The following is a 20,757-nucleotide window of genomic DNA, read 5'->3' on the forward strand; positions in this document are numbered from 1 at the left end:
ATGCTCCGCAATTTTAGGTGGTATCCGCCTGCTTCGGGGTGGCGAATATTGGCTTGCTCAGCCAGTGAGAGGGTCTCTTTTATTCATAGAGGAAACTGTTCACGGATATCGGTAACATTCGGGTTCCATTCAAGTAACAGGAATGCAGCCAGCTCCGTATCGGAGAAGAAATGATGAGTTCATCCTGTCAGGTGATCCATCACCCGATGCGAGCACCCCTTGGAGGATAGATCTCTGACTGTCAGCCAAGGATGGTAATCTTTACCGCTGCCTTTACCGCGCTCTTCTTTGATCCACTTATGGGTTTTCTTGTCGAGTTTGTAGTCGGCCATTCCCTATCACTCCCGGGGAGAATAGCCTGACGTTGCCACATCGACTGATAGTTACCGACTTTATTACCATCCCACAGCGAAATACAAGATCGGGCAGACATCACTCCACCGTTACAGACTTCGCCAGATTGCGCGGCTGGTCCACGTCAGTGCCCTTGAGCACCGCCACGTGGTAGGCGAGCAGCTGCAGTGGCAGGGTATGAAGAATCGGGGCGATGGCGTCTTCGGAGTCCGGCAGATGCAGCACACGGATGCCTTCGGCTTCGCTCAGCTTGATGCTTTCGTCGGCGAACACGAACAGTTCACCGCCGCGCGCGCTGACTTCCTGAAGGTTGGACTTCAGCTTGTCGAGCAGCTCGTCATTGGGTGCCACCGAGATCACTGGCATCTCACTGTCGACTAGCGCCAGCGGGCCATGCTTGAGTTCCCCGGCGGGATACGCCTCGGCATGGATGTAGGAAATTTCCTTGAGCTTGAGCGCGCCCTCCAACGCCACCGGAAACTGCGGCCCTCGCCCCAGGAACAGCGCATGCTGTTTCTCAGCAAAAGCGATAGACAGCGTCTCAATGGCGGTATCCAGAGCCAGTACACGGGCAGCTTTTTCGGGCAAGCCTCTGAGTGCTGTAACCAGGTTGGCCTGCTGAGCGGGATCCTCGCCGCGCACCCTGGCCATGGCCAGGGTAAACAGCAACATGGCAGTGAGCTGGGTGGTGAACGCCTTGGTGGAGGCCACCCCGATTTCCGGCCCGGCCAGGGTCATCAACCGCAGATCGGATTCACGCACCAACGAACTGCCCGGCACGTTACAGATGGCCAGACTACCCAGATACCCAAGCTCCTTGGCGAAGCGCAGCGCGGCCAGAGTGTCGGCGGTCTCACCAGACTGGGACAGCGTAACGAACAGGGTATCCGGCGCTACTACGACCTTGCGGTAGCGATACTCGGAGGCCACTTCAACCTGCACCGGCACGCCGGCGTAGCGTTCTAGCCAGTAGCGGGCCACCATGCCGGCGTGATAGCTGGTGCCACAGGCAACGATACAGATCTGCTTCACCTGCGAGAACAGCGCTTCGGCGTCGGGGCCAAAGCTCTCGACTAGCACGTGATCGTCGGCCATGCGGCCTTCGAGGGTCTGGGCGATGACCTTGGGCTGCTCGTATATTTCCTTGAGCATGAAGTGGCGGTATTCGCCCTTGCTGGCCACGCTGTCGCCATGCTCGAAAACCTGTACCGGACGCTCAACCAGCGTGCCATCAGCACTAAATATTTCAATCTGGCCGCCATGGGAAAGCCGTACCAGATCACCTTCTTCCAGATAGATAAAACGGTCGGTAACCTGCAGCAGCGCCAGCGGATCAGACGCCAGGAAGGCTTCTTCGATGCCGACACCAACTACTAACGGGCTGCCTTTGCGGGCGGCTACAATCTCGTCAGTCGCGTCAGTATCCATCACGGCCAGCGCATAGGCTCCTTGCAGTCGCGTCAGTATCTGTTTGAAACGGCTGAGTAAATCGCCACCGTTGGCTACTTCGCTGGCCAGTAGATGGGCCACCACTTCGGTATCGGTTTCTGAGCGAAACACATAGCCTTGAGGTTCAAGCTCAGCGCGCAGGACTTCATGATTCTCGATGATGCCGTTATGAACCACCGCTAAGCGTTCGCCGGAAAGATGTGGGTGAGCGTTGGCTTCACTGGGGCGGCCGTGGGTAGCCCAGCGGGTATGCGCAATGCCGCTGTGACCCGGTGCCGGCTGTGCCATCAGCTTGTCTTCAAGCGCGGCCACCTTACCAACAGCGCGAATCTGATGCAGCCTACCAGCCCCGTCGTGTACCGCCATACCGGCAGAGTCATAGCCGCGATACTCAAGCCGCTTCAGCCCTTCGAGTAAAATACCTTGTACGTTGCGCTGCGCAACGGCACCCACGATCCCACACATGGCGATCTCCTTGGCTGTTCTTTTCTTAGCGGATCTTTTCTCAGCTGGCCTTACCCTTCGCGGGACGCTGCCAATTATCTTTGCTGATCTGGCGCCCACGACTGACAGCAAGGGCGTTATCGGCCACATCACGGGTCAGGGTAGAGCCTGCGCCAACTGTTGCCTCGCGGCCAATGCTCAGCGGAGCAACTAGAGCAGTATTGGAGCCGATAAAGGCGTTGTCACCGATTTCAGTGAGGTGCTTGTAAGCCCCATCGTAGTTGCAGGTAATGGTGCCTGCACCAACGTTGACGTCACGACCCAGGCGGGCATCGCCCACATAGCTCAAGTGATTGATCTTGCTGCCTTCACCAAGCTCAGCATTCTTGGTTTCAACAAAGTTACCGATACGTGCACCAACCGCCAGCCGCGAGCCTGGGCGTAACCGGGCAAAGGGACCAATGCGGTTGTGGCCCGCTACGACGGCGCCTTCCAGCACGCTGTGGGCTTCGATCACGCTGGCAGCACCGATATGGCTGTCTCGGATGACACAATGGGGGCCGATACGCACCCCCTCACCAAGCTCGACGTCGCCTTCAAACACACAGCCCACGTCGATCTCCACGTCATGCCCACAGATCAGGCTGCCACGCACATCAAGCCGCGACGGGTCAAGTAGTGCCACGCCCTGAGTCATCAGGGCATCGGCAACATCGCGTTGATAGGCCCGCTCAAGCCGCGCCATCTGGCTGCGGTCGTTGACACCTTCTACCTCAATGGTGCGCTCCGGTTGAGCGGTAACCACTTTCACACCCTCAGCAGCCGCCATGGCGATGATATCAGTCAGGTAGTATTCGCCCTGGGCGTTTTCCGCTGACAGCTGGGGCAGCCAGCGACGCAGCTGTGACGCTGTCATAGCCATGATGCCGGTGTTGCACTCGTCAATTGCCAACTCGGCCTCACTGGCATCTTTCTGCTCCACAATGGCCACTGCATTGCCATCTGCGTCGCGCACGATGCGGCCGTAACCGCTGGGGTCATCCAGCATTACGGTGAGCAACCCCATATGTTGCTCATCCACCGGCTCTAGCAGCTGACGCAAGGTGTCGCGGCGGATCAGCGGTACATCGCCATACAACACCAGTACACGGCCATTGCTGAGTGAGTCGAGCGCCTGGGCTACCGCATGTCCAGTGCCCTTCTGCTCCGCCTGAACAGCAAACTCAACACCACACTCCGCCAAGGTGTTACGTACCTGGTCAGCGCCGTGGCCCACCACAACGTGTGTTCGTTCGGCATTCAGCCCGGCAGAGGTATCAATCACATGACGCACCATTGCCTTACCCGCCAGCCGATGCAGTACCTTGGGTAAGGTTGAGCGCATACGCGTGCCTTTACCAGCGGCCAGGATGACGACATCAAGACTCATGCTCTTCTCCTTGGCGAGTTGCCATTAATTTCTGGTGGCTCATTTTACTGGGTCGTTGGCCGGTGTCTCCAGCACAACCTCTTCGACAATACGCGCGCCCATGTCGATCATCAGCGCTTCGCCAAAGTGCTCGGCAAAGGCCGGACTGGCCAATGGCTGCCAGCGATCATCTTCGCGCACCAACATCAGCACGGCGACGCCCTCACGTGCCGCCACCCTGAGCCCTTCACGCTCACCCAGTACTGACATGGCCGTCGCCCAAGCATCCGCTTCGGCGTTGGAGTCATGAACTATTGTTACCGATGCCATGCGATGGTGAATTGGTCGCCCATCGCGGGGATCAATGGTGTGCGAATAACGCTGGTCATCCTGCTCAAAATAGTTGCGATAGTCGCCAGAGGTGGCCACCGAGATATTTTCCAACGGCAAGACCTGCTCTGCCGTCGGCTGGCCATCGGTCGGGACTTCAACACCGATTCGCCAGCGGGAAGAGTCGGCATCGCGATAACCTCTAACCTCGATCTCGCCACCCAGATTGACCAGGTAGTTTTCATATCCCTGCTCGGCCAGATAGTTGGCCACCTGATCCGTAGCATAGCCTTTGGCCACACCGGACAGGTCAATCTGGATGTCCTGCGAGCGGCGTGCCCGCAACCCTTCGCTGTCCAGCTCCAAGTGCTGCATGCCCACTGCTTCCAGACGCTCGGCAATCAGCCAGTCATCAGGCACTTCTTTGGGGCGCGACTCGGGACCAAAGCTCCACAGGTTAACCAGTTTGCCAACGGTGACGTCAAAGGCACCGTTGCTGGCATCGAATACACGTTGCGAGATATCCATCACTTCCATCAGCGGTGCCGAGAGCTCTTGCCATTCGCCAACTGGGGAGCGATTGAAGCGCGACAGTTCCGAGTCTTCCTTCCAGGTCGACATGGAGGCATCAATCGTGTCCAGCTCTTCTACAAAGCCCTTTTCAAGGGCCTGAGCTTCGCCCTGGGTCAACGGATCGGCCACCGTCACCTGATAGTAGGTACCAAAAATGTCGCCCTGCAGGGTGACCGGCGACTCAAGGGGGCGATCTTTTTCTGAACAGGCGGCCACAAACAGCAGCATGAAAACCAAAGGCAGGCCTAATGGCCATACGCGTAATGCCAGAGACCGGTGTGGCAGCATGAATTTACCTCATTGAATCAGACAGGGAAGGCATATCAGAAAAACTCGATGCGCTCAGCCATACAGCCAGATCAGCGCCGCACCCAGCAGCAGACGGTAGATCACAAAGGGCTGCATGCCGATACGTTGGATAAACACTAGAAAAAAATGGATACACAGGTACGCACTGATGGCAGAGCTCACTACACCTACGACCATGGCTGACCAATCCACTGCCACTGTCGAGGCGCTGAGGTGGTAGATCTGTAGAGCACCAGCCAGCACGATAACCGGTATGGAGAGCAGGAAAGAAAAGCGGGCAGCCGCCTCACGATTGAATCCCAACAGTAGCGCCGCTGTCATGGTGATACCTGAGCGTGAGGTGCCAGGAATCAGCGCCAGCATCTGGCTCAGACCTATCCACAGGGCATCTTTCCAGCGCATACCAGTTTCATTTCTCTGACCGCGCTGACGCCAATCGGCATAAGCCAGCAACAGGCCAAAAACGATCAGCCCGAATGCCAGCACCAGCGGGGAGCGGAGCTGTGTTTCGATGATGCCCTGAAAAACCAGTCCCGCCAGACAGACCGGCACCGTGGCTACAATCACCCACCAGGCTAGCCGAGCATCGTCATCGGTGCCCTGGCCGCTGACGCTGCGGCTCCAGCTACGGGTCATGGCGACCAGTTCATGGCGGAAATACACCACTACCGCCCCTAGACTGCCGAGATGCAACGCCACGTCGAAGGCCAGACCCTGATCAGGCCAACCGGTAAGTACGGGCATCAGAATTAGATGCGCCGAGCTGGAAACCGGCAGGAACTCGGTAAGTCCCTGTATGAAAGCCAGCAAAACAGTCTGTAGCCAGTCCATGGTCATTACGCTCAAATATCCAGAACCATCACGGCAATGCTGAAGTAGATGATGACACCAGTGGCATCAATCAGCGTGGTCACCAGCGGCGCCGATGCGGTAGCCGGGTCCCAGCCAAGACGGTCCAGGACGAACGGCAGGCACATACCAAGCAGGCTGCCGAACAGCACGATGCTCACCATGCTCAGCGCAATCACCACAGCCAATGCATCACCAGCGCGCAGGTAAGCAATCGGTGATACCGCCAGTGCCATGGTCAGGCCCAGGGCACCGGCCACCAACAACTCACGGCTCAGTAACTTGCCCCAATCCTTGACGCCCACTTCGCCGGTCGCCATCCCGCGAACCATCAGAGTTGCCGCCTGAGCACCCGCGTTACCCCCACTGCCAATCAACAGCGGTAGGAAAAATACTAGCGCCACATGGGCCGCGATCATGTCCTCGAAATAAGCCAGACCGGCACCGGAAAACAGGTTGCCGAATACCAGTAATACCAGCCAGGTCACGCGCTTTTTATACAGACTAGGCAGGGAGACACGACCAATCCCGTCGTCCAGGGCGCCGATAGACATCCCCTTGTGGATATCTTCGGTGGCCTCAAACTCCATGACATCCAGGGCATCATCGTGGGTGATAATACCCACCAGTCGCCCGGCTTCATCGACTACCGGCAAGGCCAGCAGGTCGTAGCGGGCGACGATGCGCGCCACATCTTCCTGGAGTGTGTTGACGTTAGTATGAATGACGTCACGGATCATCAGTTCATCAACTTCCATGGCGGGGCTTGCCACCATGAGCATGCGCAGCGACATGGTGCCTTCTAGCTCACCATTCGGGCCGACGATATACAGTTGGTATATCGTCTCGGCATCGGGCGCAGTCTGACGCACCCGCATCATTGCTCGCGACACCGTCATCCCGGTGGGAATCGCCACATAGCCTGAAGTCATCAAGGCACCGGCGGTGCCTTCCTCATAACTGGCCAGGCGCTTGACCTCTTCACGCTCCTGGTGAGCCATACGTCGCAGCAGTGCCTCACGGCGCCCTTCATCAAGCGCTTTATAGAGGTCTGCCCGTTCGTCAGAACCCATTTCTTCCAGCAGCGCCAGCAGCCCTTCATCTTCCATGCCGCCAATCAGCGCTAACTGCTCTTCGTTATGCATGTGGCCAAGCACGCTGGCTCGCCGGTCAAGCGGTAAACGGGCCAGCAGGGAACGCGAGTAAGGTACGGCATCGTTATCGATCAGGGATGCCAATATCTCGGCAATATCAGCAGCACGAAGCTCTTTCAAGCTTTGTTCAAGGCTCGTCTGATCGTCCTGCTCCAGGGCTTCTAGCAGCTCCTGCATATGATGATTCAGATTTTCATCGAGTAGCATACAAAGCCCTCCATGTTGGCATCGCAACCTGCTGATAACAGCAAAACGCCCTCCAGCAACTTCTGCCGGAGGGCGTCTTTTCTCATACTATCAAGACGTGCAGCCAGGCCACAGATCAGGCTCGACTTCCGCCTACCTTGTGACGCAGCTGCTGAATAGTCCGCAGCCGTGCAACGGCTTCGGCCAACTCAGCTGAGGCACGCGTGTAGTCCAGTTCTGCAGACTTGTCGTCCATCATCTGAAGTGCGTGTTGGCGAGCTTCTTCAGCAGCAGCCTCATCCAAGTCTTCAGCCTGTACCGCAGTAGATGCCAGCACAGTAACCACGTGAGGCTGTACTTCCAGAAAGCCGCCCGTGACGTAGAAGTGAGACTCCTCACCACCCTCATACACGACACGCACCGGTCCAGGTGCCAGCTCAGTAAGCAGTGGCGTGTGGCCTGGAAGGATCCCAAGATCCCCCATGATACCCGTGGCCACGACCTGCTCGGCATCACCGGAATAGATCGACGCCTCGGCGCTGACGATCTCGCATCTGAAGCTTTTCGTCATGATGACGTCTCCCAGGTGGAGGGATTACTTCATCTGGTTGGCTTTCTCGACAGCTTCGTCGATAGTGCCGACCATGTAGAAGGCTTGTTCCGGCATGTCGTCGTACTCGCCGTCGAGAATGCCCTGGAAGCCACGGATGGTTTCCTTCAGGGACACGTACTTGCCGGGCGAGCCGGTAAATACTTCGGCAACGAAGAACGGCTGTGACAGGAAGCGCTGGATCTTACGTGCCCGTGCAACAGACAGCTTGTCCTCATCCGACAGCTCGTCCATACCCAGGATCGCAATGATGTCCTTGAGCTCCTTGTAACGCTGCAGTACACCCTGCACGCCACGCGCGGTGTCATAGTGCTCTTGGCCGATAACCAGCGGATCCAGCTGACGTGAGGTGGAGTCCAACGGATCGATGGCCGGATAGATGCCCAGTTCAGCAATCGAACGCGCCAGTACTACGGTGGCGTCCAGGTGCGAAAAGGTTGTCGCCGGTGAGGGGTCGGTCAAGTCATCCGCAGGCACGTAAACAGCCTGGATGGAAGTGATCGAGCCATCTTTGGTCGAGGTGATACGCTCTTGGAGCACACCCATTTCCTCAGCCAGAGTCGGCTGATAACCCACCGCAGAAGGCATACGACCCAGCAGGGCGGATACTTCGGTACCCGCCAGAGTGTAGCGGTAAATGTTGTCAACGAACAGCAGAACATCGCGACCTTCATCGCGGAATTTCTCGGCGATGGTCAGGCCAGTCAATGCGACACGCAGACGGTTACCAGGAGGCTCGTTCATCTGACCGTAGACCAGGGCTACTTTGTCGAGAACGTTAGATTCCTCCATCTCGTGATAGAAGTCGTTACCTTCACGTGTACGCTCACCCACACCAGCAAACACTGAGTAACCGCTGTGTTCAGTGGCGATGTTACGGATAAGCTCCATCATGTTAACGGTTTTACCAACACCGGCACCACCAAACAAGCCCACCTTGCCGCCTTTGGCAAACGGGCATACTAGGTCGATGACCTTGATGCCGGTTTCCAGCAACTCGTTGCTGCTTGCCTGATCCGCGTAGCCAGGGGCCTTGCGGTGAATCGGCATGCGCTCTTTCTCACCAATGGGGCCAGCCTCATCAATCGGCTCACCGAGCACGTTCATGATACGGCCCAGGGTTTCTTCACCCACTGGCACAGAAATGGCAGTGCCTGTATTGGTACTTTCCATACCGCGCTTGAGCCCTTCGGTAGAGCCCATGGCAATGGTTCTCACCACACCGTCGCCCAGCTGCTGCTGGACCTCAAGAACTGTCTCGGCACCCGAGACCGTCAGCGCGTCGTAGACCTTGGGCACATTGTCCCGCGGAAACTCTACGTCAATCACCGCACCGATGATTTGTACGATACGTCCGCTCATCTTGGTTCCTCTCTAAAACCTGCAAATGAAACCTGCTTGCCGGGAAGGCATTGCCCTCCCCCGGCGCTATACGGCGGCGGCGCCACCAACGATCTCAGAAATTTCCTGGGTAATGGCCGCCTGTCGGGCCTTGTTGTACACCAGTTCCAGATCATCGATCAGATCGCCGGCGTTATCTGTCGCGCTCTTCATCGCGATCATCCGAGCGGCCTGCTCACACGCCACATTTTCGACGACCGCCTGATAGACCTGTGCCTCGACAAAACGCACAATCAGACTATCCAACAGCGCCTTGGCATCCGGTTCATACAGGTAGTCCCAGCCTCCGGGAGCCGTCTTTTCTTCTTCGTCTTTCGCAGCCACGCTCATGTTCGCCGCCAGTGGCAGAAGCTGATTCACCATCGGCTTCTGGGTCATGGTGTTGACGAATTCATTGAACACGACGTACAGCCGATCGAGCCTGCCTTCGTCATAGGCATCCAGCATGACTTTCACGCTGCCGATCAGATCGGTGGTTGACGGTGCCTCGCCCATACCCGAGCGAGCAGCGACCAGCGCGCCACCATACTTGCGAAAGAACGCTGTTGCCTTGGAGCCAAGCGCACAGAATTCCAACTCGGCGCCTTGCTCCTGCCAGTGTCTGGCCTGTTGGAGCACAGCCTTGAACAGGTTAACGTTCAGGCCACCACACAAGCCGCGGTCACTGGAGACCACAATAAAACCTACCCGCTTGACCTCGCGCTCCAGCATCCAGGGATGCCGGTACTCGGGGTTGGCGTCGGCCACATGGCCTGCCACCTTACGGATTTGCTTGGCGTAGGGCTGGCTGGCTCGCATCCGCTCCTGCGCCTTGCGCATCTTCGACGCAGCGACCATTTCCATGGCACTGGTGATCTTCTGCGTGTTCTTGATGCTGCCTATCTGAGTGCGTATCTCTTTTGCAGCTGCCATAGCGATCTACCCCTGTTCGTGACTACACAAAGCATCCAGCTCGCCCCGCCAGGAGCGAGCCATCAGAATTACCAGCTCTGCGTTGCCTTGAACTTGTCGAGACCGGCCTTAAGGCCATTCTTGATTTCGTCGTTGTAGTCGCCGGACTCGTTAATGCTGTCAAGCAGCTGAGAATGCTCGGCCTTCATGTAATCATGCAGAGAGCGTTCGAAGTCCAGCACTTTATTAACCTCGATGTCATCGAGATAGCCTTCGTTGGCAGCGAACAGCGAGAGTGCCATTTCAGCCACCGACATCGGCGCATACTGGCTCTGCTTCATCAGCTCGGTAACGCGCTGACCGTGCTCCAGCTGCTTGCGGGTCGCTTCATCCAGGTCAGAAGCGAACTGGGCAAAGGCCGCCAGCTCACGGTACTGAGCCAGTGCCAGACGCACGCTGCCGCCCAGCTTCTTAACGATTTTAGTCTGCGCTGCACCACCCACACGAGACACCGACAGACCGGCGTTGATAGCCGGACGAATGCCTGAGTTGAACAGGTCAGCTTCGAGGAAGATCTGACCATCAGTGATCGAGATCACGTTGGTCGGAACGAACGCAGACACGTCACCACCTTGGGTCTCGATGATCGGCAGCGCCGTCAGCGAACCGGTCTTGCCTTTCACTTCACCGTTGGTGAACTTCTCGACATAGTCGGCGTTCACGCGAGCGGCGCGCTCAAGCAGACGGGAGTGGAGATAGAAAACGTCACCAGGATAAGCTTCGCGGCCCGGCGGACGACGCAACAGCAGCGACACCTGGCGATACGCGACGGCCTGCTTGGACAGATCGTCATAGACGATCAGAGCGTCCTGGCCACGGTCGCGGAAGTACTCACCCATGGTGCAGCCGGAGTAAGGTGCCAGGAACTGCATCGGAGCCGGATCGGCAGCGCCGGCGGCAACCACGATAGTGTGTTCCATCGCGCCGTGCTCTTCGAGCTTGCGCACGACGTTGGCGATGGTCGACTGCTTCTGACCGATAGCCACGTAGACACAGGTCACGCCCGCGCCTTTCTGGTTGATGATCGCATCGATGGCAATCGCCGACTTACCGATCTGACGGTCACCGATGATCAGCTCACGCTGACCGCGACCAACCGGCACCATGGCGTCGATGGACTTGAAGCCGGTCTGGATGGGCTCATCAACGGACTGACGGGTGATAACACCGGGAGCGACCTTTTCTACCGCGTCGGTCAGCTTGGCATTGATGTCACCCTTGCCGTCAATGGGGTTACCCAGCGCATCGACCACACGGCCGCAGAGCTCAGGACCCACCGGCACTTCAAGAATGCGGCCAGTACACTGGGCCGTCATGCCTTCCTGCAACTGCAGGTAGTCACCCAGCACCACGACACCGACGCTATCGCGCTCGAGGTTCAGCGTCATGCCGTAGATGCCGCCGGGGAACTCGATCATCTCACCAAACATTGCGTCGGCAAGGCCGTGGATCTGGACGATACCGTCAGACACACTGACGATGGTGCCCTGATTACGGGCTTCAGATGCGACATCCAGCTTTTCAATACGCTGTTTGATGATGTCGCTAATCTCGGAAGGATTCAGTTGCTGCATGCCATGTCCCTCAGACTCAGGCGGAAAGGGCTTCCTGGAGGCGATTCAATCGACCACGTACCGAACCGTCGATGACGGTGTCGCCGGCACGCAGGATCACGCCCCCCAGAAGATCGGAGTCCACCTGAGTGGTAATGGAGATTTCACGGTTCAGACGCTTGGCCAACGCGGTGGCAAGTTTCTTTTGCTGCGCGTCTTTAAGCGGATAAGCAGAGACGATCGTCACGTCCATACGCTTTTCCTGCTCGGCCCTGAGCGTCTCGAACTGCTCAAGAATGTCGGGCAGTGCCGCCAGACGTCCCTGACGGGAAACCTGACGCAAGAAGTTACCCACCTGCTCGCTGATGCTGTCACCGCTGATGTCGATCAGCATTTCTGCCTTATCGGCGTTGGAGAGGCGCGGATGCTTCAGCACTTTGGCGCGCACATCGTCGTTGCTGACGATCTGCGCTACCTGAGTCAGCATGCTGGACCAATCCGCCAACGCATCCTGTTCCAAGGCAAACTCAAAAGCTGCTTTAGCATAAGGGCGCGCGACGGTAGACAGTTCCGCCATGGGTTATCTCCTAAAGCTCTTTGGCCAGATCGTTGACGAGCTTGGTATGTTGCTTCTCGTCGATGGCGGAACCCAGCACCTGCTCGGCACCCTGGATAGCGAGACGTGATACCTGCTCACGCAGACTATCCTTGGCACGATTGATCTCTTGATCAATCTCGGCTTTGGCATTGGCGACGATACGTTCGCCTTCCTGGCGCGCCTGCTCACGCGCTTCCTCGATCATCTGGGCCGAGCGCTTGTTGGCTTGTTCCAGAATTTCAGAAGCCTGCTGCTTGCTTTCGCTGAGCAGCTCACTGGCCTGTGCTTCAGCCAGTTCAAGATCACGCGACGCGCGAGTGGCAGCGTCGAGGCCTTCGGCAATCTTGCGCTGGCGCTCGTGAAGCGCGTTGCTGATCGGCGGCCATACATACTTTATGCAGAACCAGACAAAGATCGCGAAGGCAATCGTCTGTCCGATGAGCGTCATGTTGATATTCACAAGGACGTACCTCTGACAGTTTCGTGGCTACCGGAAGAGGCAGGCCGAGCGACAATCACTCGGCATGCGCAGCGTATTAACCGGCGACGACGAAAATCAGGTACATCGCGATACCCACACCGATCATCGGCACGGCATCCAGCAGACCGGCCATCAGGAAGGTCCTGGTCAGCAGCTGATCACCCATTTCTGGCTGACGTGCAGTGGTTTCCAGCAGCTTGCCGCCCAGCAGGGCGAAACCGATACCGGTACCCAGTGCGCCCAGGCCGATCATGAGGGAAGCAGCGATGTAGACGAGTTCCATGGTAGTGCTCCTGTCGATTTACATTAATGTTTCAAGGGTTTATCGGATATTACGCGATTCAGTGTTGTTCGTGGGCTGAGTTCAGGTAGACCACCGCCAACACCATGAAGATATACGCCTGCAGGGTGATGATAAGAATATGGAAAATCGCCCAAGGCACGTTCAGTGTCCAAGAGACCCAGAATGGCAGCAGAGCAATCAAGATAAAGATCACCTCACCGGCGAACATGTTGCCAAACAGACGCAGGCCGAGACTCACCGGCTTGACCAGCAGGCCTATTATCTCCATCACCAGGTTGAACGGAATCAGTGACCAGTGATTAAAAGGGGTGAAAGACAGTTCCTTGGCAAAACCACCAGGCCCTTTGACTTTGACACTGTAAAAAAGAATCAGAATGAACACGCCCAGTGCCATGCCGAGAGTGCCGTTAGGGTCAGTGGTTGGTACGATTTTCATGGTGTCGACACCCAGCTTGGCAAACAGCATCGGGCCGATATCCACCGGAACCAGTTTGAGCAGGTTCATCAGGAAAATCCACACGAACAGTGTCAACGCCATTGGCCCGACCAAGGAGTTCTTGTGGCTAAATGTGCCACGCACGGTGTTTTCCACAAACTCAAAGACCATCTCGATGGCGCACTGCAACTTGCCCGGCACACCCGTGGTGGCCACCTTGCCTACCTTGTGGAACAGCCATATGAACAACACACCCATGGCAATCGACCAGCCCATGGTGTCGAGGTGGATAGCCCAGAACCCCATTTCTTCTGCCTGAGCCGCTGTCTTGGCAATGGACCAGCCATTATCAGGGTGTAGCCCGAAGGTCAGGTTCTGAAGGTGATGCTGGATATACTCCGTTGTCGTCAGGTTACTGCCTGCCATGAGCTGCCTCGAAGTCAATTGGGTGTACGGTGCATACTCAGCCATGGAGCTAGCCAATATGCACACAACGTCACCACGTAAGCGCCAAAGAATAAAGCATGGTTTGAGAGAGGCACTGCGGCAAAAACCAGCGCGAACAACGCCACCGTCAAACTAAACTTGCCTGCTTCGGCTCGATAGAAGCCACTGACCGCTTTTCTGGCGTTGCGTCCACCTTCCAGGTTCAGCACCTGCCAGGAAAAATACAGATTCGGTAACACAGCAACCGCACAACCCATGACGGCCGATTTGGCATCCTCCAGGCCACCTGCCAGAAAACCGACGACAGCCATTATCGCGAGAACTATCAGCTGTATCAGTAAGATAAACAGGACTGTTGGTCGCCTGATCCTTCTGGCCATGCCATTGTCCCTACAATGACCGGTCTTGCGATGACCGGATGTTTTTTGACACCATCCTACTGCGTTGAATCCATGGGTTGGACGCGATTATAGGGAAGCACCGGATGAGCTTCAACCGCCCAGGTCCCGAAACCCAATGATTTCAGCCTGTATTAGACTAAACATCGAGATAAATCGATTCAGCGAATGTGCTCAATGATGCCATCTAGCTCTTCCAGACTGGTATAACGAATAGTCAAGCGGCCTTTGCCGCCACGTCCGTGTTGAATATTGACCGGAGCACCCAGAATATCTGCCAGCTGGTTTTCCACCCGGGTAATATCTGGCGATGGCTGGGGTTTTTCGGCTTTTTTGGATTCGCCCTTGTTCAGCTGTTTAACCAGCGCTTCGGTGGCGCGTACCGTCAGGTCCTTGTTGATGACCTCATGGGCGGCTTTGCGCTGTTTCGCAGCGGACAGGCTCAGCAGAGCCCGGGCGTGCCCCATATCCAGATCGCCGCGCTCAAGTAGCATCTGGACTTCAGGTTCCAGGTGCAGCAAGCGTAGCAAGTTTGCCACTTGGGTACGCGAACGACCGACGGCATCAGCCGCTTGCTGCTGGGTCAGCTCAAATTCGTCGATCAGGCGCTTGATCGCCATGGATTCTTCGATGGCATTCAAGTTTTCGCGCTGAATGTTCTCGATCAGCGCCAGCGCCAGTGCGACTTCGTCGGTAACATCGCGGATCACCGCGGGGATCACGTCCAATTCGGCCAGCTGGGCGGCACGCCAACGACGCTCACCGGCAATAATCTCGTAGCGCTGCTCACCAATGGGGCGCACCACGATAGGCTGCATCACGCCCTGGGCACGAATGGAGTCAGCCAGCTCCTCCAGCGCCTCGGGCTGAATCTCACGGCGCGGCTGATAGCGACCCCGGCTCAACTGCCCCAGTGGTAATCGTTCAAGCCGCTCGTCAGCCACAGTGCCGGTGGCCTCTTCAATTATCGCGTCGGTTGCGGCAACACCCGGCAGGTCAAGACTTTCACGGCGCTTGGCTCCCGCACCAATCAGGGCATCCAGTCCGCGACCCAGAGCGCGTTTATGCGTCATCGACTTTCCCTCATCACAAACAGCGGTAGTGGTGCACACACTCAGAGCGACAACCGGCGGATCAGCTCCTTAGCCAACACTCGATGCGCCTGACTGCCTCGCGACAAGCGCGCATATTTGGTAACCGGCAGGCCGTGGCTAGGTGCTTCAGCAACGCGCACATTGCGCGGTATGGTGGCCTTGAGCAAGGTCTCGCCGAAGTAGTCGCGCAGTTGTTTGCTGACGTCTCTGGTCAAGCTGTTGCGGCCATCATACATGGTACGCAGAATGCCGAAGATTTCGATATCGGGGTTCACGCTGGCTTTGATCTGCTCAATGGTGTCGAGCAGTGCTGAAAGCCCTTCCATGGCGTAGAACTCGCACTGCAGCGGGATCAGCACGCCATGGGCAGCGGTCAACCCATTAACGGTAAGCAGACTAAGTGATGGCGGGCAGTCGATCAGCACTACGTCGTAGTCGCTGCTGACATCCTCCAGTGCATTGAACAGCCGGCGTTCACGCCCCTGTTCAATATCGAGCAGCTCCACTTCGGCGGCCGTCAGGTCGCCGTTGCTCGGCAAGAGTTTATAACCTGCCCTGGGGCAGTCCATGATCACATCCTTGATCTGACACTGACCAAGAATTACGTCAAGGACGCTGGCTTCCAGCTCATGCTTGTCGACGCCGCTGCCCATGGTGGCATGCCCCTGAGGGTCCAGGTCCACGATAAGCACTTTGCGATCCAGGGCGGCCAGACTCGCCGCCAGGTTGACGGTGGTAGTGGTCTTACCCACACCGCCTTTCTGGTTGGTCAAAGCAATGATCTTGGTCACGACAACGTCCTTGCGGGTGGCGGATGCCTCGGCGAATACTTCGACAAAGACTCCGGTGAATTTAGTGTTGCTCAAGCACGACCAGCCAGCGATTGCCCGGCTCGAAGGGTACCTTTAGCCGATGGCGGTCAATCACGCGTACATTCGTGGCAAGCCCTTCCAGCTCATCTTCCACTGCGGGGCCTTTCATAGCTAGCCACTGGCCGTCTTTGGCAAGCCATGCCTGGCTCAACGCGATAAAATCCGGCAGGCTGGCAAAGGCGCGTGAAACTACCTGTTCAAAGCGCTCATCCAGTGTTTGCTGGTCTTCGACTCTGGCCTGGACCGGGGTCACATTGGTCAACCCGAGTTCCATCACGGCCTGGCGTTGAAAACGGACTTTCTTGCCATTACTGTCAATCAGGGTGATATCGAGCGATGGATCCAGAATGGCCAGTACCAGTCCTGGCAGTCCCGCGCCAGAGCCAACATCCAGTACCCTGGGGCCGGTCACAAAAGGTGCAATCGCGGCACTATCGAGCAGATGACGGCTGACCATAGTTAGTGGATCGCGCACCGCGGTGAGATTATAGGCACGGTTCCACTTGTGCAACAGCCTCACCAGTGCCAGCAGCTTGTCACGCTGCTGCTCATCAAGCGCGATGCCAAGTTGTGCAACGCCCTGATCGAGCCTTTCTCCGATTGCCACGCTATCACTACTCATTGATTAACCATCCGCTGCTTGTCGCCCAGCTGGCGGCGTTTCTTGAGATATACCAGCAGAAGCGAGGCAGCCGCCGGTGTCATGCCTGGGATACGCGTGGCATGAGCCAGTGTGGCCGGGCGTGATTCGTTGAGCTTCTGGCGAATTTCATGTGACAAACCTTCAACACCGCTGTAGTCCAGATCCGCTGGTAGCGGTGTGGCTTCGTGGCGTTTCAGTTTATCGATTTCATCCTGCTGGCGATCAATGTAACCCTGGTACTTAGCCTGAATCTGTACTTGCTCAGCAACCACGCAATCACTCACTGGTTCACCGCTGAGATGTGCCACGCTGGCGTAATCGAGCTCCGGCCGCCGGAGCAAGTCCATCAGGTTGTATTCGCGTGTCAGCGGCTTGGACAGTTGTGCCTCAAGGGCCTTTGCGGCATCGCTGCCTGGCTGGACCCAGGTACTTTTGAGCCGCTGGCTTTCAAACGCCACAGCATCCCGTTTGCTGGAAAAGCTATTCCAACGAGCATCATTGATCAGTCCCAGTTCGCGCCCTGTCTCGGTCAACCGCATATCGGCGTTGTCTTCACGCAGCAACAATCGATATTCCGCCCGTGAAGTAAACATGCGGTATGGCTCGCGTGTACCAAGCGTTATCAGGTCGTCGATCAGTACGCCGAGGTATGCCTCGTCGCGGCGTGGCCACCAGGCCTCAAGACCTTGGGCACGGCGGGCGGCATTCAATCCAGCCAACAACCCTTGGGCGCCGGCTTCTTCGTAACCCGTGGTGCCGTTGATCTGGCCGGCAAAGTACAGATTGTGTAAACAGCGGGTTTCCAGCGAGTGTTTGAGATCACGCGGATCGAAGAAATCGTACTCGATGGCATAGCCAGGCCGTGTGATATGGGCGTTTTCTAGACCGCGAATCGAACGGACTACCTGCAGCTGAACGTCAAAGGGCAACGAGGTTGAAATGCCGTTGGGATATAGCTCATGGGTATTCAGGCCTTCAGGCTCGAGAAATATCTGGTGACTGTCTTTGTCAGCAAAGCGGTGAACCTTGTCCTCGATGGACGGGCAGTAACGCGGCCCGACACCCTCGATGACACCACTGAACATCGGTGAGCGGTCAAGGTTGTCACGGATGAGCTGATGGCTGCGGCCATTGGTATGCGTGATATGGCAGCTGACTTGACGCGGGTGCATGTCCTGGCTGCCCATGTACGACATCACCGGCGTTGGTGTGTCACCCGGTTGTTCTTCGAGCAGTGAAAAATCCACAGATCTGGCATTGATGCGTGGTGGCGTCCCCGTTTTCAACCGATCAACCCGCAGCGGCATGGCACGTAATCGCTGGGCCAGTGCATTCGAGGGGGGATCACCAGCACGCCCGGCATGGGAAGTATCCAACCCCATATGGATAACACCGCCGAGAAAAGTCCCGGTACAAAGCACCACAGCATGAGCGTGGAAACGGATGCCTGTCTCAGTGACTACGCCGCGGACGTTATCGTTTTCAACAATTAGATCACCAGCGGCCTGCTGGAAAATCGTCAGATTGGGTTGGTTTTCTAGAGTGCTACGAATGGCTGCTTTGTACAGCACCCGATCTGCTTGTGCACGGGTAGCACGCACCGCTGGACCTTTACGGGCATTGAGCACACGGAACTGGATACCACTAGCATCGGTTGCCAGGCCCATGGCACCGCCCAGTGCATCGATTTCCTTGACTAAATGGGTCTTGCCGATTCCGCCAATGGCGGGATTGCAGGACATCTGTCCCAGCGTCTCGATGTTGTGTGTCAGCAGCAATGTTTGGCTGCCGGTACGGGCGGCAGCGAGGGCTGCTTCAGTGCCTGCGTGACCACCACCGATGACGATGACGTCGAAGCGGTCGGGATAATCCAAGGAACACCTCGTTCGGCGTAAAGGCCGATGCCTGGAAAAAAATAGGAATTTAGGCCGGCAGTATAACTGCTCCTGTGGGTAAACGTCAGGGTTTTCCACACCTGGACGGTACTCATACCAGCTGCTTTCCTGATTACAATATTAAAATAGATATATAAATAAGAAGTTCTATTGATGTTGTAGTTATTAGTCATCCGAAAATCTGTTAATAAACGCATCTATTCTTTATTTTTCAGTGAATTGTGTTGTTGGCTTATGGGGGTAAAAGAGGCGGACAGCGTGCGTGTAGCTTGTGGGAGCCTTGTGGATGAAAAGATGAGTTATGCACAGTGCAGACTGTCCCACAGTTGCCCACAGAGCAGGAGCGGCTTTGTCCTCGTGGCTGTGAACAATCCGCTTCTGTGTTTACTAAACAGCCAGAAGCTGCAGCCTCACTGGGCCAGGAGGAAACATATCGGCAATCAAAAAAAATGTTATCCACAGCCATAAAAAAGCCCTGTCATTGGTGACAGGGCTCAGAAAGGTATCTGGAAAGGAAAGAGTTAGCGGATCTTAGTGAGTCAGAACTCTCGCGAGGAAGCTTTGTGTCCGCTCGTTCTTGGGGGTATCAAACACTTCTTCCGGCGTACCCTGCTCGACAATTTCCCCTTTGTGGATATAGATCACCCGGTCAGCAACCTCGCGGGCAAAATTCATCTCATGGGTCACAATCACCATGGTCATGCCCTCGCGGGCCAGCTCACGCATGGCGTCGAGAACTTCACCGATCATCTCGGGGTCCAGCGCCGAGGTGGGCTCATCAAACAGCATCAACCGGGGCTCCATGGCCAGTGCTCTGGCCAGCGCCACACGCTGCTGCTGGCCGCCTGACAGCTGGGTTGGATACTTGTCGGACTGGTCAGCAATGCCAACCCGCTCAAGCAGGCGCTTGGCGGTCTGGATAGCTTCAGCGCGGCTAGTGTTACGCACCTTCATTGGGGCCAGGGTGACGTTGTCTAGCACGCTGAGGTGCGGGAAGAGGTTGAACTGCTGGAATACCATGCCGACTTCGGTACGAATCTTCTGCAGCGCCCGGCTAGCCTTGCCATAGGGCGCAAGGCCGTTGCCGTCCACAACAAGCTGGCCTTTCTGAAACTCTTCGAGCCCGTTGATACAGCGGATCATAGTGGATTTACCGGATCCGCTGGCGCCGATAATGACCACTACCTCGCCGGGTGTGACTTCCAGGTCAACATCTTTGAGCACATGCAGCTTGCCGAAGTGCTTGTTGAGCCTGTGCATGCGCACAATGGGCTCAGCGTCGGTATCAATCTGGCGTTTGCTATTGTCTTTGTTCATTGTCCTACCAGCCCCTTGCGTTCAAGCATGCGCAGTGCAATGGATAGTGTCAGGGTAATGACCAGATACATCACCGCAACCATCAGGTACACCTCCAGTGCGTTGAACGTTGTCGCAATATAGATCTGCCCCTGGCGCACCAGCTCACCAACTCCAATCACAGCAAACAGCGAGGTGTCCTTGATACTGATGATGCCCTGGTTCCCCAGTGCAGGAATCATACGCCGGAAGGCTTGGGGCCAGATGATGTAGCGAAAGGTCTGTACCCGAGACAGACCCAGGGAAAGGCCCGCCTCGCGCTGACCGCGCTCGATGGACTGAACCCCGCCGCGTACGATTTCAGAGATATAGGCCCCTGAGTTGACGGCAATCGCCGCAATACCGGCCGTGACCGCATCAATGGGGCCGCCCAGTAGCTGAGGTAACCCATAGAAGATAAAAAGCACCTGTACCAGTACCGGTGTGCCGCGAAAGACCTCGATATAGGTGATGGCCGGCCAGCGTAGCCACTGCATAGGGCTGATACGCAGCAGTCCGAAGAAAATACCGAGCAGAAAGCCGATGGCTAGACCGCCAAAGGAAATCAGCAGTGTATAAGGAACCCCTTTCAGCAGATAGGGGATGGAGTCAAAGGCGGCTTGCCAGTTGAATTGGAAAGTGACGTCCACAAGTGATGCTCCGCGGGCACAGGGTTAAGTTAA

21 protein-coding genes are annotated in these 20,757 nt (G+C 56.7%); all 21 read right to left on the reverse strand.

The window, feature by feature from the left end; all coding sequences use genetic code 11:
- Window positions 1–179: 179 nt before the first annotated feature.
- Window positions 180–332: a hypothetical protein gene (locus ACTH3D_RS01910; RefSeq protein ID WP_441664682.1), complete on the reverse strand. Its 153-nt coding sequence runs from the start codon at window positions 330–332 to the stop codon at window positions 180–182.
- 100 nt (window positions 333–432) lie between these two features.
- Complete coding sequence (gene glmS / locus ACTH3D_RS01915; RefSeq protein ID WP_441664684.1) at window positions 433–2,268, reverse strand: glutamine--fructose-6-phosphate transaminase (isomerizing); 1,836 nt, start codon at window positions 2,266–2,268, stop codon at window positions 433–435.
- 40 nt (window positions 2,269–2,308) lie between these two features.
- On the reverse strand, window positions 2,309–3,676 hold the full coding sequence (gene glmU / locus ACTH3D_RS01920; RefSeq protein WP_441664686.1) for a bifunctional UDP-N-acetylglucosamine diphosphorylase/glucosamine-1-phosphate N-acetyltransferase GlmU: 1,368 nt from the start codon (window positions 3,674–3,676) through the stop codon (window positions 2,309–2,311).
- Window positions 3,677–3,715: 39 nt separating this feature from the next.
- The gene (locus ACTH3D_RS01925) at window positions 3,716–4,846 is read right to left on the reverse strand and encodes an FAD:protein FMN transferase (protein ID WP_441664688.1); all 1,131 of its coding nucleotides are present in this window, start codon (window positions 4,844–4,846) and stop codon (window positions 3,716–3,718) included.
- A gap of 54 nt (window positions 4,847–4,900) precedes the next feature.
- Window positions 4,901–5,698 carry an undecaprenyl-diphosphate phosphatase gene (locus ACTH3D_RS01930; protein ID WP_441664766.1) on the reverse strand — a complete coding sequence of 266 codons (798 nt, stop codon included), beginning with the start codon at window positions 5,696–5,698 and terminating at the stop codon, window positions 4,901–4,903.
- Window positions 5,699–5,709: 11 nt separating this feature from the next.
- The gene (gene mgtE / locus ACTH3D_RS01935; protein ID WP_441664690.1) at window positions 5,710–7,077 is read right to left on the reverse strand and encodes a magnesium transporter; all 1,368 of its coding nucleotides are present in this window, start codon (window positions 7,075–7,077) and stop codon (window positions 5,710–5,712) included.
- A 115-nt stretch (window positions 7,078–7,192) separates the two neighbouring features.
- Complete coding sequence (locus tag ACTH3D_RS01940; RefSeq protein ID WP_441664692.1) at window positions 7,193–7,627, reverse strand: F0F1 ATP synthase subunit epsilon; 435 nt, start codon at window positions 7,625–7,627, stop codon at window positions 7,193–7,195.
- 24 nt (window positions 7,628–7,651) lie between these two features.
- Window positions 7,652–9,028: a F0F1 ATP synthase subunit beta gene (atpD, locus tag ACTH3D_RS01945; protein WP_441664694.1), complete on the reverse strand. Its 1,377-nt coding sequence runs from the start codon at window positions 9,026–9,028 to the stop codon at window positions 7,652–7,654.
- Window positions 9,029–9,094: 66 nt separating this feature from the next.
- Window positions 9,095–9,979, reverse strand: coding sequence for a F0F1 ATP synthase subunit gamma (gene atpG / locus ACTH3D_RS01950; RefSeq protein WP_441664696.1), 885 nt, complete (start codon window positions 9,977–9,979; stop codon window positions 9,095–9,097).
- Between the two features lie 68 nt (window positions 9,980–10,047).
- Entirely contained in the window at window positions 10,048–11,592 is a 1,545-nt protein-coding gene (atpA, locus tag ACTH3D_RS01955) for a F0F1 ATP synthase subunit alpha (protein WP_441664698.1), read from the reverse strand.
- A gap of 16 nt (window positions 11,593–11,608) precedes the next feature.
- Complete coding sequence (locus tag ACTH3D_RS01960) at window positions 11,609–12,148, reverse strand: F0F1 ATP synthase subunit delta (protein ID WP_441664700.1); 540 nt, start codon at window positions 12,146–12,148, stop codon at window positions 11,609–11,611.
- 10 nt (window positions 12,149–12,158) lie between these two features.
- Window positions 12,159–12,629, reverse strand: coding sequence for a F0F1 ATP synthase subunit B (locus ACTH3D_RS01965; RefSeq protein WP_441664702.1), 471 nt, complete (start codon window positions 12,627–12,629; stop codon window positions 12,159–12,161).
- Window positions 12,630–12,705: 76 nt separating this feature from the next.
- Window positions 12,706–12,933, reverse strand: coding sequence for a F0F1 ATP synthase subunit C (gene atpE / locus ACTH3D_RS01970; RefSeq protein ID WP_027965657.1), 228 nt, complete (start codon window positions 12,931–12,933; stop codon window positions 12,706–12,708).
- A gap of 58 nt (window positions 12,934–12,991) precedes the next feature.
- A complete protein-coding gene (atpB, locus tag ACTH3D_RS01975; protein WP_441664704.1) occupies window positions 12,992–13,816 on the reverse strand; it encodes a F0F1 ATP synthase subunit A in 825 nt (274 codons plus the stop codon).
- Between the two features lie 14 nt (window positions 13,817–13,830).
- Window positions 13,831–14,217, reverse strand: a complete 387-nt coding sequence (locus ACTH3D_RS01980; RefSeq protein ID WP_441664706.1) for an ATP synthase subunit I — start codon at window positions 14,215–14,217, stop codon at window positions 13,831–13,833.
- Window positions 14,218–14,396: 179 nt separating this feature from the next.
- Window positions 14,397–15,308 carry a ParB/RepB/Spo0J family partition protein gene (locus ACTH3D_RS01985; RefSeq protein WP_441664708.1) on the reverse strand — a complete coding sequence of 304 codons (912 nt, stop codon included), beginning with the start codon at window positions 15,306–15,308 and terminating at the stop codon, window positions 14,397–14,399.
- 41 nt (window positions 15,309–15,349) lie between these two features.
- The gene (locus tag ACTH3D_RS01990; RefSeq protein ID WP_441664768.1) at window positions 15,350–16,120 is read right to left on the reverse strand and encodes a ParA family protein; all 771 of its coding nucleotides are present in this window, start codon (window positions 16,118–16,120) and stop codon (window positions 15,350–15,352) included.
- A gap of 61 nt (window positions 16,121–16,181) precedes the next feature.
- Window positions 16,182–16,823 (reverse strand): 16S rRNA (guanine(527)-N(7))-methyltransferase RsmG, encoded by a 642-nt coding sequence (gene rsmG, locus ACTH3D_RS01995; RefSeq protein WP_441664710.1) that lies wholly within the window; start codon window positions 16,821–16,823, stop codon window positions 16,182–16,184.
- Window positions 16,820–18,718 carry a tRNA uridine-5-carboxymethylaminomethyl(34) synthesis enzyme MnmG gene (gene mnmG, locus ACTH3D_RS02000; RefSeq protein WP_441664712.1) on the reverse strand — a complete coding sequence of 633 codons (1,899 nt, stop codon included), beginning with the start codon at window positions 18,716–18,718 and terminating at the stop codon, window positions 16,820–16,822. Before mnmG ends, rsmG begins: the two co-directional genes overlap by 4 nt.
- 552 nt (window positions 18,719–19,270) lie before the next feature.
- Window positions 19,271–20,056, reverse strand: coding sequence for an amino acid ABC transporter ATP-binding protein (locus ACTH3D_RS02005; RefSeq protein WP_441664714.1), 786 nt, complete (start codon window positions 20,054–20,056; stop codon window positions 19,271–19,273).
- Window positions 20,053–20,724: an amino acid ABC transporter permease gene (locus ACTH3D_RS02010; protein WP_441664716.1), complete on the reverse strand. Its 672-nt coding sequence runs from the start codon at window positions 20,722–20,724 to the stop codon at window positions 20,053–20,055. The genes ACTH3D_RS02005 and ACTH3D_RS02010 overlap by 4 nt, the downstream gene beginning before the upstream one ends.
- Window positions 20,725–20,757 lie beyond the last annotated feature (33 nt).

Origin of the sequence: Halomonas sp., from assembly GCF_052095765.1 — a bacterium.
GTDB lineage: Bacteria > Pseudomonadota > Gammaproteobacteria > Pseudomonadales > Halomonadaceae > Halomonas.